The 12,345-nt window shown below is 37.6% G+C and carries 10 protein-coding genes; 9 read left to right on the top strand and 1 reads right to left on the bottom strand.

Annotation, left to right across the window (positions count from 1 at the left end; genetic code table 11):
* Window positions 1–66: 66 nt before the first annotated feature.
* A complete protein-coding gene (locus LEP1GSC059_RS14570) occupies window positions 67–933 on the bottom strand; it encodes an LIC_11366 family protein (RefSeq protein WP_004443479.1) in 867 nt (288 codons plus the stop codon).
* A gap of 62 nt (window positions 934–995) precedes the next feature.
* On the opposite strand from LEP1GSC059_RS14570, the gene asd reads away from it, so the two are divergent.
* The 9 genes from asd (at window position 996) to flhA (ending at window position 12,297) form a co-directional block, all read left to right on the top strand.
* Complete coding sequence (gene asd / locus LEP1GSC059_RS14565; RefSeq protein ID WP_017214404.1) at window positions 996–3,221, top strand: archaetidylserine decarboxylase; 2,226 nt, start codon at window positions 996–998, stop codon at window positions 3,219–3,221.
* A gap of 364 nt (window positions 3,222–3,585) precedes the next feature.
* On the top strand, window positions 3,586–3,912 hold the full coding sequence (locus LEP1GSC059_RS14560; RefSeq protein WP_017214403.1) for a DUF971 domain-containing protein: 327 nt from the start codon (window positions 3,586–3,588) through the stop codon (window positions 3,910–3,912).
* Window positions 3,913–4,471: 559 nt separating this feature from the next.
* Entirely contained in the window at window positions 4,472–5,536 is a 1,065-nt protein-coding gene (gene fliN, locus LEP1GSC059_RS14550) for a flagellar motor switch protein FliN (protein ID WP_002177564.1), read from the top strand.
* The gene (fliO, locus tag LEP1GSC059_RS14545; RefSeq protein WP_017214401.1) at window positions 5,533–6,327 is read left to right on the top strand and encodes a flagellar biosynthetic protein FliO; all 795 of its coding nucleotides are present in this window, start codon (window positions 5,533–5,535) and stop codon (window positions 6,325–6,327) included. The genes fliN and fliO overlap by 4 nt, the downstream gene beginning before the upstream one ends.
* Before the next feature lie 38 nt (window positions 6,328–6,365).
* Window positions 6,366–7,163, top strand: a complete 798-nt coding sequence (gene fliP, locus LEP1GSC059_RS14540) for a flagellar type III secretion system pore protein FliP (RefSeq protein ID WP_002177445.1) — start codon at window positions 6,366–6,368, stop codon at window positions 7,161–7,163.
* Window positions 7,160–7,423, top strand: coding sequence for a flagellar biosynthesis protein FliQ (gene fliQ, locus LEP1GSC059_RS14535; protein WP_000137385.1), 264 nt, complete (start codon window positions 7,160–7,162; stop codon window positions 7,421–7,423). Before fliP ends, fliQ begins: the two co-directional genes overlap by 4 nt.
* A gap of 6 nt (window positions 7,424–7,429) precedes the next feature.
* The gene (fliR, locus tag LEP1GSC059_RS14530) at window positions 7,430–8,209 is read left to right on the top strand and encodes a flagellar biosynthetic protein FliR (protein ID WP_002177474.1); all 780 of its coding nucleotides are present in this window, start codon (window positions 7,430–7,432) and stop codon (window positions 8,207–8,209) included.
* Window positions 8,206–10,170: an EscU/YscU/HrcU family type III secretion system export apparatus switch protein gene (locus LEP1GSC059_RS14525; protein WP_020980966.1), complete on the top strand. Its 1,965-nt coding sequence runs from the start codon at window positions 8,206–8,208 to the stop codon at window positions 10,168–10,170. Before fliR ends, LEP1GSC059_RS14525 begins: the two co-directional genes overlap by 4 nt.
* 9 nt (window positions 10,171–10,179) lie before the next feature.
* Entirely contained in the window at window positions 10,180–12,297 is a 2,118-nt protein-coding gene (flhA, locus tag LEP1GSC059_RS14520; protein ID WP_002177534.1) for a flagellar biosynthesis protein FlhA, read from the top strand.
* Window positions 12,298–12,345 lie beyond the last annotated feature (48 nt).

Raw genomic sequence — 12,345 nt, 5'->3', positions numbered from 1 at the left:
TAAGAAACCGGATCGACTTTGACGGTCCAGATAAAAAATAAAAATTGAATATTCTAAAAAAAGAATTTAGAATTTCTGAGCAATTCCAAAAAAGAGGGTAGTAGTCAAAACCTGGAATTCCAATTTACGGGAAAATTGATTTGTGACGAGCATTGAAGTTTGATTGTCCGATTCGGTAAGAGGGGTAACACTTCCATTTTCTCTCAGATAAAAACTTGCAGATTCTCCGTTAAAGGTTCCGGATAAGGAAGGGATATTGATCCAGGAAAATGCAATTCCCACTTGAATACTTGCGGATTCTGTAATTCTTCTGCTGACAGTACCTTCTAAACGAAATTCAATACCGGTTCCATTGAGTGACCCTTCTTGGCGAAAGGTTTCTTTTCCGGAAGTCGCATAACCTTCCGAGTCCCAATATACTTGAGACATTCCGGCTCCTAATCCACCTTGGAAAATCCAACGTTTGTAATTCCATTCGTGCCAATACATAAGAAGTGCGTAAGGATTGGAAATTTTAAATTTTAAATCCGTATAAAAGGGTTCCGAAGAAAATTGTTTCAAGCCGAACCTTTGCCATTCTCTGTAACCTCCAATGAATCCTATCTGACTTTCGGAAGCGATTTTTTTACGAATGAAAAGTTCTACTTGAGAGGTTTGTTTGGGTGGATCTAGTTCTGTTTTAGAGGCAACTCCAGGATCGTATGTGTGTGTAAAACCTCTCAAAAAAGAATTCAATCTATCTTCTCCCTTATAACCGATGCCTGCTCTAAAACCCAATTCCCAGTTTTCTTCTTCTTGGTTTGGGATTTCCAGCGCTGGTTTAAAAGAATAGGTTTTTGTTTTAGTAGATTCTGCCTTTAAAATGGAATAAGGGCAAAGTAAAAAAAATAAAACACTCGATAAGATCCTGAAAATTTTGCTGGTAGCCCTCATAATTACAGGATTTATAGCAAGGACTTCTATAAAAAGCTGATTTTCTTTCCTACAGGTGGGCCATGTTGCAATTTCATTTTTTTCAATTCTTGGATTGGGATTTGCTCAAATTCTTTTTCTATTTTTTAAGTTTTATCGGAGTTTTTTTAACGATTCGTCTTCGATTTCCACAGCTTAGATTTTTGTTTTTAGCGATAAAAATTTTTTCGGGCAATATGGACTATAAAGGTTCTAGAGGAAGATTGGTTCATTCGCAGGCTTTTTTTTCCGGAACCGCTTCTTCTCTTCTTCCAGGTGCAGTGATCGGTTCTGCTTTGGCGCTGATGATCGGAGGTCCGGGAGTTTTATTTTGGATTTGGATTTCTTCTTTTTTTATCATGCCGCTTCGATTTGTTTCTTCCACACTTGCGATACGTTTTAGAACTAAAACCGTTTCTGGAAGGTATCTTTCTGGTCCTATGTATTTTATAGAAAGTGCTCTCAAAGCGAGATGGCTCGCGGTAGGTTTTGCAGCCATAGGACTTCTTACTGTGCTTGTAATGGGTGGCGTGGTTCCGATGTTATATGTGACTCATATCGCAAATCGGGTTTTTGAAATCAATGGAATGACGGTTCCTTTTTTATTGTCCGTAATCCTCGTATTTATTGTGTTAGGTGGAATAAGAAGAGTAGGAAAAATTTCCGCGTATCTGGCTCCGATTGGAATTTTTTTGTTTTTTATGGGATATTTCTTTTTATTCAAAGGTTCTCTCATGAACTTCAAGGATTTTATTTGGTTATCTTTTAAAGAAGCGTTTCAACCTACGGCGGCGATTACGGGGGGAGGTTTTGCTCTTGCAAGGATTTATAGTATGGCCTCTGGGATTTTTTTTGTTTCTACGGAAACCGGTATCGGTAAAAGCGCAGGTTTGTCAGGAGTTGTAAGAACGGATTATCCCGCCAAACAGGGATTAGTAAGTATGCTCGCCACTTTTTTTGAAGGATTTATCATATCTACTTTAGTGGTTTATGTACTTTCTTCTTACGGTGCTTTTAAAATGGAGGAACAACTCGTATTTTTAAACGCTTTGTTTCAGGGGAATACGAATCCAGTAAATATCGCTTTTTTCGGATCCTTTTTATTGTTTGGAGTGGTTTCTATTACCGGTTGGTTTTATACGGGAGAACAAAAAGCTCTTTATGTTTTCGGAGAAAAGTTTGCGAACTTTTTTAGGATACTTTTTCTATTTACGATTCTGGCTGTCGCATATCTTTACGTGAAAAATGGAGAACAGATTCTTTTTGAAGCTTTTGGATTGGGTTATTCTCTTTCGATTATAACTGCGGTGCCTGTTTTGATTTCTTTGGTTTTACTTGAGAAGATCGCCAGAACCGAGTTGAAACGTTTTTTAACCGAGAGTGGAGCGAGATACGAAGTATTAAAAGATTTTTATCTTCTAATATTGTCCATCGTTCCTAAAAATTTACTTTCGCGTTTATTTGGACTACTTGCTTCTTCCAGGCTTCCACGTTTTATTTTGATTCCGATTTTAAAAGCTTTTGCAAGAGCATATAAGATCAATGTAGACGAAGCTGAATTAGAAATTCAGGAATACAATTCTCTTAACGAATTTTTTACAAGAGCCTTAAAGGCCGAAGCTAGAATTATCGATTCCGCAGACGACGAAATGGTATCTCCAGTAGACGCAAAAATTACCGGATACGGAGACATCAATCAAAGAATCATCATCCAAGCCAAAGGAGTAGATTACAATTTAAAAGAACTTTTAGGCGGATCAAAATATTTAGAAGATTTTACGAACGGAAAATACATCACTTTTTATCTATCTCCTCAGGACTATCATAGAATTCATTCTCCGGCGTATGGAAAAATATTAGGATATTATTATGAACCTGGAAAGTTGTTTCCGGTGAACGAACTTGCCGTTTTTGGGATTCGAGGCCTTTTTCCAAAAAACGAAAGATTGATTACTTATCTTCAAACAGAATACGGAAAAGTCGCGGTTATAAAAGTGGGTGCTTCGAACGTTGGACGAATTCGAGTGACTTACGACAATAAGATTGTAACAAATACTCTCATCCGAACTACAAGGACGGTAGAATATAAGGAAGTTTCGATCATGATTGATAAGGGAGCTGAGTTAGGTAGATTTGAAATGGGATCTACTGTAATTTTACTGATGGAAAAGGATACTTTTCAGTTTAGTTCTCTTGTGGTGAATGAAAAAATTACTTATGGAACTACGATCGGAAAATTTAAAAAGAAAAAATGCAAACTTCCTAAATAATTAAAAATGATTTCAGAGATTATCTATTCGTTCTTGAAACATCGTTGTATTTAAATTATAGTTTTAATAGGATCAAATCAAATTTTTTCCGTCTTTGTTGAACGAAAATATTTGGAAATCTGAACTATGATTTTGAAATTATTTTTACTATTCATAACTATATAATAAAGTGCTTAATATTTTGTATGTAACCGGCGTTTTGTGATAAAGTTAACGGTGCTCAATTTTATAGAGATCAGTAATAGATAGTGTATATTAATGTATTAGAAGTTCAAATTTTACTTTCAGAAAATATGATCAATAACCGTTGAAAAATGCGAACTATAATTTTGAAATTACCTTTACGAAAATGGGAAAATAAAAAATGACTCAACTCAGTTTAAAAGCGACTACACCCGACCAAATTGACTTCGATGAAAATCATCTGAAAATCACATGGAAAGACGGTGTAACTTCTATTTTCGATTTATTAGATCTTAGAAAACGTTGTCCTTGTGTAGTTTGTAAGGGTGGGCACGGAGGAAAGATAGGAACTACTACTGGAACAATCCAATCAATTCGACTTTATTCAGTCAATAAAGTCGGAAGATATGCGATCAATTTGGTTTGGAGCGATAATCATCAAACTGGGATTTATTCTTATGATTCTCTGAGAATGTTTGCAGAAGGTCTCGGAGGGGAATTAAGCTAAAAGTAAGGCTTTGAAAGATCTTTGGTGAAATCCCAGAAATTTCTATATAATTTAAAAATACTAATTAGAGTTGTTGAAAAATTCCATAACAAAACTGCTTTAGCCGACAGTTTCCATAAAACAGAAACAAATGTAGAATTAATTTTTCAACAACTCTATTTTCAAATTAAATTTCTGTCTGGGATTCTGGGTGAATTAAAAAAAAGGTTGCTTATATTTTAATATTATAAAATTAAATTTTATTGAACTGATGGATTAACCTTGATGTTCGGTTTGTGGTTTTGAGTGAAGTCGTAATTGTTTGAATTTAAGTTATTCTTTGCAATTTTTTTTAAAATCAGTAGGTTCATTTTATTTGTTTGAATACGTTCGTATTCCCATGAAGTCTGTGTTTTTGCGAAAATGTAGGAACTACTGCAAAATTTGTATTCTCTCTGTTTCCAAAAAAAAGATTGTTTTCACTTAAAAATTGGGTGAAAACAGACTGGAAAGAAAAAAAGAGGTGACAAAAACTCTTTTCTTATGTCTCATTAACTAAAACTCCCGGAGAGTTCCCAAAATGGGTGAAGGTTCCCTATCACAGGAAGAAATAGACGCATTACTCGCCGGAGCAAGCGATTCGTTTGATCCGGGAAGTGTGGCGCCTGCAGCCGCACAAAAAGAAGTTCCAGGAATGTCCCCCGTGGATCGGGATATTTTATCAGATCTTTTAGCTTCTTGTTTTCAAGTAGCAGGAAATACGTTAGGCGCTGTTCTTTCTCGTTCTTCTGCATTTTTAAATCCAAATGTAGAAACCAAAGCCCGAAAAGATATAGAATCCGAATTAAAATCTGGATCTTTTCTTTTGTATTCTACGCTTTCCGGAAGCGTAAATGGAAGAGTCGTTTTAGCAATGTCCGCAGAGAATGCGGTAAAAATTTCCAATTCAATGATGGGCGGGTTCGATTCTGGGGAACTGGACGAAGCTCAGATGCAAACACTCCGAGACTCTCTAACTCCTGTAATGGGGGCTTTGATCTCTCAAATCAGTACAAAAACGGGCGGAGGAGTCAACGGCTCTCCTTCGGAAACTAGAAACGTAACCTCTCCTGCTGCCTTAGTTTTGCCGGACGGGGAAACTCTGATTCGAATTTTCTTTAATCTTACCATCGAAAACATACCTTCTTTTAGAGTTCAATTTTTACTCTCACTTTCTACTGCCTCGGATCTTTTGAATCTTTACCGCCGCTCCGGAAGCGCAGGTGGTGATATGAGTGGAATGGGAATGGGGGGCATGGGTGGAATGGGAATGTCCCCAGGTTCTATGTCCGTCAAGTCGGTTGCTTTCCCCAACTTAGGAACTGCGAGTGGTGCTTCTAATACCCCCAATTTAAATCTATTGATGGACGTTCAGATGAGCGTTACCGTGGAATTAGGAAGAACTAAGATGTATATCAAAGACATTTTAGGTTTAGGGGAAGGTTCTATCATAGAGTTGGATAAGCTCGCGGGTGAACCGGTAGATCTTTTAGTAAACGGTAAACTGATCGCAAAAGGTGAAGTCGTAGTCATCGACGAAAATTTCGGAGTGCGCGTAACTGATATAGTAAGTCCTATCGATCGAATCAAGCCGGAGGGGAAGTGAAATTTTTAGAAACTTCCCAAAGTAACGGAAAGAAAACGATTTCCGTTCTTTCTTTTTTGATTATATTCAATTTTACTGTTATTTCTTTATCGGCTCAATCTGAAAGAGAATTGATGGACGAGGCTCTCAAGAAAGAATTGGGGGATTTTTCCCAAAAGAAAAATTCAGACGGGTCCACTGGGAATTCTTCTACAGAAATTAAATCAACTCAAAGTGGAACTCCTCAATCAAACTCTTCTGAAACACAACAGGAATCCAATCCGGTAGAAGAAAGATATCGTCCCAAAGACGAAGGCCCCGGAATTGCAGGGACTCTCCTTAGGGTAGTTTTTATACTAGGGCTGCTTTGTGTAGCACTTTATTATATTCTAAAATACGTATCTAAAAATCGGGAAGGTAGACTTCCGGTTCGAGGTGAAATGAGCGTTCTTTCCAGTCTGATTCTTGGGCCAAACAAACAACTTCAGATTGTAGAAGTTTCGGAAAGATTGTTGGTTCTCGGAGTTGCTGACAATGGAATTAATTTGATCACAGAGATTTCGGACCCAGAAATAAAACATAGGATTTTACAAAAGAAAGAAAACTTTCAACCTCCAGAAGGTGGGTTTTTAGTTACTGTACTGGAACAAATTAAGGATTTAAATTCTAGAATTTCTGGAAACACAGAGGGACCTCCGGAAAGTGGGGGCGGGTCCACTCGGGAAGAAAAACGAAAACAGGCCCGAAAAAAATTAGAAGAACTCAAAGAAAAAACAAGCTCGCTCGAAGGCGGGCTTTTCGATTTGAGATAACCTTAGTTATTATGAGAGAATTTGTTTCTTAGGTGAAAATGAGACATAAAAAGTTTATCAAGAACATAACCTGGGTTTTCTTACTTTGGGTGAATTTATCTTTGGGTTCTACTTTTTTTCCCTTAGAAGCTCAGTCTGTAGGAACTAGAATTCCGATTCCGAATTTAAACATCAATGTAAATGAGGCCAAGAGTCCGAGAGAGACAAGTCTTTCTCTGATGGTTTTATTTTTAGTTACGATTCTTTCTTTGGCGCCAGCGATCGTGATGTCTTTGACCTCGTTTACTAAGATCGTGATCGTTTTGGATTTTGTAAGAAGGGCTCTATCGATTCAGAATCTTCCACCTAACCAGGTAATGATGGGGCTAGCTCTATTTATGACTTTTTTTATCATGGCTCCTACGTTAAACACTGTCAACGAGAAGGCTCTTGGTCCTTATTTAGAAGGTAAGATCGATACGAATTCTTTTTTTGAAAAAGGAATGATTCCTATTCGCGAATTTATGATGCGCCAGATTGGAACCTCTGGTGCAAAAGACGTGGCTCTTTTTTTAAAAATTGGAAAGGTAGAAAAAGTAGAATCTTTTGACGATGTTCCTTCTTACGTTTTGATTCCAGCTTTTATGTTAAGCGAAATCAAAAAAGCGTTTTGGATCGGTATAGTCATTTTTATTCCGTTTATCGTAATCGATTTAGTAGTGGCTTCGGCACTTCTTTCTATGGGTCTTATGATGTTGCCTCCGGTGATGGTCAGTCTTCCGTTTAAATTGATCTTATTCGTTCTTGTGGACGGTTGGAATTTAATCGTCTATGAACTCGTAAGGAGTTATAAATGACGGAATTAGACGTTATGACTTTAATTAGAGATTCTTTATATATTACTCTGAAAATTTCATCTCCTATACTTTTTACAGCTTTGGTTGTGGGTTTGATCGTAGGGATATTACAAACGACCACTTCGATTCAAGAACCTACGATCGCGTTTGTTCCTAAGCTTTTGGCAATTTTTATCGTAATCGTAATTTTTTCTTCCTGGATGATCCAGACGATGACAGATTATACCCGAAACCTTTTTTTGATGATCGAGAAATTTTAGTATATTATGGAATACTTTATCAATCATTTTCAGGTTTTTTTACTGATCCTTTCGAGGTTGATGGGATTGTTATCCGTTGCGCCTGTTTTTTCGTATCCTTCAATTAGTGTTCCCCAAAAGATGATTTTTTCCTTTTTAGTTTCAGTGATTTTATTTCCGGTGATTGCAGGTTTTTTACCTCCGGTTCCGGGAGACATGGGGAACTACGGACTTACGGTAATCGCGGAAGCCTTGATCGGAATCCTTTTGGGTTTTTTGATCAGTTTGATTTTTGCGGCCTTTCAGATGGCGGGTGAATTTTTTAACGTTCAATTGGGTTTTGGGTATGCGGAAATTTTAGATCCAGTGACTCAGACCAGTTTACCCGTGATCAGTACTTTAAAAAATCTTTTGGGGATGTTGCTTTTTTTGACGTTAGGCGCTTATCGAATCATGTTCGAAAGTCTTGCCTATTCTTTTGAAAAGATTCAGGTTTTACGATTTGTTCCGGAAATTCAAAACGGAATTTATAAGGCTATGGAGGACGCGGTGGGCGCGATGTTTTTTGTAGCGTTTCGTTTATCTCTTCCGGTTTTGGGAATCATACTACTCGTAACCGTTTCTGAAGCCTTGATGGGTAAGGCTGCTCCACAACTCAACATTTTGCAATTATCGTTTCCGATCAAAGTTACAATTGGTCTGATCGTGATGATTTTTATCACTCCTTACCTGGTCTCTCAGATGGGAGCAGCTTTTGATTTATCCTTTGATAAGATAAATCTAATGTTGCAGGAGTGGCCGAAATGAAAGAGACAATTTGGTTGAGAAAGAAAAAATTCAAGGCTGTTTTAGTGCAAAACCCTGAGATATTTTTTGTAAGAATTTTCTACACGTGTCTTTTTCTGATTTCTTGGATTTATGAATTGAATCCTGTTTCTTTCGCAAAGTCAGTGTTAGGCGTATTTTATCGTTTAGGGTTTTCTTGGAAACGTTTTGCAGAGTTTATCTTTGGGAAATTTTATAATATTTTTCCGGGGATCTATTTTGCTGAGAAACGTGGTAGTTCTCACAATTTTGTAAGATCACAAACTTTGTATGAGTTCCCACAATTCCATAAGATTATAAATTTTGTAAGAGTTCCCACAATTTACGTAAGATCGCAAGCTTTGTGTGAGTTCCTACAAATTATAGAAAATCACAAACTTTGTAAGAGTTCCCACAATTTACAGAACGTCGTAGAATCAGAATCCAACGATGATCACTTTTCTAATCTAAACGTTGTTTCTTTACAAAACAAAAAGGAACGTTTTATAAAACAAACTGGTATATCTAGGACATCTTTCATTCTGCAAACTTGGTGGGGACAAAACTCAACATCTTACACTCGATGGATGGCGGGAAAAATCAGTAGATTTTTTTCGATTTCACAAAGACTTTTTTTTAAAGAGAGATTTTCAGAAATTCTTTTTGTCGGAACTTTTTTATTTTATAAAAAAATTGTAAAAATGTTTCGAGATTATTCGGAGCCAATTGATTCTAAACGAATCGAATTTTTTAATTCCAATTTGTTTTTTTACTTTTTGCAAATTGATTTTATAAATTCAACGATTGAGGTCGTTCGAAACATCTGTCGATTTAACATTCTACCACCTAATATGTGTTTATCGACCGAGGTCGCCGATTTCAAAATTGATCTGCAGTTATTTGCCGCCGAAGACGAGGGAAGAACAGAACCCGGGTCAGAAAGAAGAAGAAGAGAAGAAAGAGAAAAAGGAAACGTCCCTAAGTCTCCTGAACTTCCCGCGGCGGTAGTGTTACTTGCCGGAGTCATTTTAGTGTATCTCATGGGAGAATATTTTTTCATGAGAACGTATTATATTTTACGCAAATACATTCACGGAGTAGGTCTTAGAACCGACATAAGTTCCGAGTCCGTGACAGAACTTTTAAAAAATGCTTCCACGGATTTATTTACACTTCTTTGGCCATTACTTGGGATCACATTAGTTGGTGCAATCATTGGAAACGTAGCACAGGTGGGTTTTATATTCACACCTCGTGCATTGAGTTTTAACTTCAGTAGAATCAGACCCAATTTTAAGAAAGTGTTACCTACACGTCAGACGCTTTTCAATTTGGGTAAGTCTCTGGCAAAAGTAGGACTAATTGCCTGGGTTTCTTATATCATTATCAGCAAAGATTTTTTTCCAATTCTTCTTTCGGGAGAAATGGGATTAGAACAAGCAGTCGCGCTTGTAATGAACAGTTCTTTTAAAATATTTTTAATCGTTGGGATTATACTACTCGCGATCAGTATCGTGGATTATTTATATCAAAGATATGAATATGAAGAATCTTTAAAGATGACTCCTTCCGAAGCAAAAAGAGAAGCCAAGGAATCCGACGGGGATCGTTCTCTTCAAGCCAGGAGAAGACAACTTGCTCGAGATATGATGAATAAAAGAAAAATGTTAGCTAAGGTTCCAGAAGCGGATGTGGTGATCACAAATCCCACTCATTTTGCGGTGGCCTTAGAATACAAACCTGGAATCCATAAAGCTCCGATTGTGATTGCAAAAGGAGTAGATGATTTTGCTCTTCTGATCATTCGAATTGCAAGAGAAAATGGAGTGCCTACCGTAGAAGATCGTATTCAAGCAAGAGGACTTTATGAAGAAGTGGAACTGGGCGCGGAAGTTCCGCAACAATTCTATCGCGCGATTGCTACCATTCTCTCTCGTTTGGAATCTTTCCGGAGAGCCGTGTAAGAGGAAGTTATGGAAAAGAAGTGGTGGAACCAGTCGGATGTAATTTTGGGAATCGGAGCAGTGGCGGTAGTGGCAATGCTCGTAATTCCTCTTCCCGGATTTATATTAGATATTTTGATTATTGTCAGTTTGGCGATTGGGCTTCTGGTTCTTTTGACTTCTCTTTCAGTCAACGAGCCTGCGGATTTTTCGATCTTTCCGAGTTTACTTTTGATTACTACTTTATATAGACTTGCGCTGAACGTATCTACAACCAGGCAGATACTTTCCAAAGGACCCGCGATGAATAGTCATGTAATCGACGCTTTTGGATCGTTTATCATAGGAAGCGAGTCCGGGCTTTCTAAGTATGTGGTAGGTTTTATCATATTCATCATTTTAGTACTCGTTCAAATTTTAGTAATTACTAAAGGAGCGACTAGAATTTCGGAAGTTGCGGCTCGTTTTACTTTGGATGCTTTGCCTGGAAAACAAATGGCGATCGATATGGAACTTTCCTCAGGGAATATAAACGAAGAAGAAGCCAAAAAAAGAAGAAAAAGAATCGAAGCCGAAGTCGATTTTTACGGATCGATGGATGGAGCGAGTAAGTTTGTACAAGGAGACGTTCGAGCTGGGCTGATTATTACCGCCATCAATCTGTTAGGTGGAGTGATTATTGGATCTTCAATTCGTGGAGAATCTTTTACACAAGCTATAGAAACTTATGGAAAGTTTACCATAGGAGATGGTCTCGTATCTCAGATTCCGGCACTTTTAACGACTGTGGCAACAGGTATCATTGTAACTCGTTCTGGGTCCGAGTCTGATCTTGCCACTCAGTTTAAAAATCAGTTATTTAGTAATTCAAAAGTTTTATATGTAGTTGCTGGAAGTTTAGGATTTGCTGCATTTATTCCGGGACTTCCGTTTATTCCTTTGGTTCTACTTTCTGCTGGAATTGCCTATTTAGGATATTCGCTAGAACAAACCGTCAAAGAACAACTCGAGTCGATCGAAAAAAAAGAAAAAGAGTCTGGTCAGGATCGTAAACCAAAAGATTTTTACGAAGAACTGAGAACCGATCCGATTGAAATTGAAGTTGGTTATCATCTTATACCGTTAGTCGACGTTTCTCAAGGCGGAGCGCTTTTAGATCAGATCAGTAATCTCAGAAAGAAGTTTGCACAGGATAACGGCGTGGTAATTCCTCCCGTGAGAATATTAGATAATCTTGATTTAAATCCGGATACGTATTCGATCAAAATCAATGGGACAGAAGTGGGAACTTCCACGGTAAAACCGGACAAATTGATGGCCCTCAATACTAACCCCGGAACTGCGGAGTCTATTTCCGGAGAGGATTTTTTAGAACCTTCTTTTGGTCAAAGGGCAAAATGGATTTCTGCCGAGGACAAATCCGACGCAGAAGCAAAAGGTTACACTGTAGTAGACGCATCTACGGTAGTTGTAACACACTTGAAAGAACTTCTTGCAACACACGCGTCTACTTTACTTGGAAGGGAAGAAGTCAAAAAACTTCTGGATCATTACAAAATAAGTTATCCAACTTTGATCGGAGAATTGGACGCGGATAAACCAGGTAACTTAGGAATCATTCAACAAGTATTGCAAAATCTTTTAAGAGAAGGGCTTGGAATTAGAAACCTAGTTCCTATTTTAGAATCGATCGCGAATAATTTGTCTAAATATCAAAATTCGTACATACTTACAGAACTTGTACGTCAGTCGATTTCAAGAACTGTAGTTCGGGATTATCTATCCATGGACGGAAAGTTAAGAGTGATCACTCTCGAAAGTAGAATTTTGGATCGACTCAATAAATCCATTACTCAGGACAGAATCGAAAACAGAGACGTTCTGTCTCTTGCACCAGATTTTTACAGAAGATTGATCGATAGTGTGGCTGAACTTTATAGAAATTTTAGGACCGAAGGAAAGTTTCCTATTTTTGTTGTAAATCGAGAAGTACGTTTGCCTTTTTCGTATATGCTCGCAAAGGAATTTCCTCCCCGCAATTTCGGAGTTCTTGCCTATGAAGAAATTCATTCTTCGGTGGACTCTGTGATCGAGGCTGAACTTAAACTTCCCCAAACCCAGACGGCGGGAGTTTCGGAAGAAACATGAAATACTTAGAATATTCTAACTTTATAAAGTGGAATAATTAGAGGAGTT

The sequence above is a fragment of the Leptospira noguchii serovar Panama str. CZ214 genome, assembly GCF_000306255.2.
In the GTDB taxonomy this organism is placed as follows: domain Bacteria; phylum Spirochaetota; class Leptospiria; order Leptospirales; family Leptospiraceae; genus Leptospira; species Leptospira noguchii.
Note: the sequence above shows the minus strand (reverse complement) of the source record. Positions and strands in the feature narration are given on the sequence as shown.

Bases quoted from the DNA above. Each gene is read 5' to 3' on its own strand.
- fliP (WP_002177445.1), top strand. From the start codon at position 6,366: ATGAGACATAAAAAGTTTATCAAGAACATAACCTGGGTTTTCTTACTT.
- fliN (WP_002177564.1), top strand. From the start codon at position 4,472: ATGGGTGAAGGTTCCCTATCACAGGAAGAAATAGACGCATTACTCGCC.
- LEP1GSC059_RS14525 (WP_020980966.1), top strand. From the start codon at position 8,206: ATGAAAGAGACAATTTGGTTGAGAAAGAAAAAATTCAAGGCTGTTTTA.
- asd (WP_017214404.1), top strand. From the start codon at position 996: ATGTTGCAATTTCATTTTTTTCAATTCTTGGATTGGGATTTGCTCAAA.
- fliQ (WP_000137385.1), top strand. From the start codon at position 7,160: ATGACGGAATTAGACGTTATGACTTTAATTAGAGATTCTTTATATATT.
- fliR (WP_002177474.1), top strand. From the start codon at position 7,430: ATGGAATACTTTATCAATCATTTTCAGGTTTTTTTACTGATCCTTTCG.
- LEP1GSC059_RS14570 (WP_004443479.1), bottom strand. From the start codon at position 933: ATGAGGGCTACCAGCAAAATTTTCAGGATCTTATCGAGTGTTTTATTT.
- LEP1GSC059_RS14560 (WP_017214403.1), top strand. From the start codon at position 3,586: ATGACTCAACTCAGTTTAAAAGCGACTACACCCGACCAAATTGACTTC.
- flhA (WP_002177534.1), top strand. From the start codon at position 10,180: ATGGAAAAGAAGTGGTGGAACCAGTCGGATGTAATTTTGGGAATCGGA.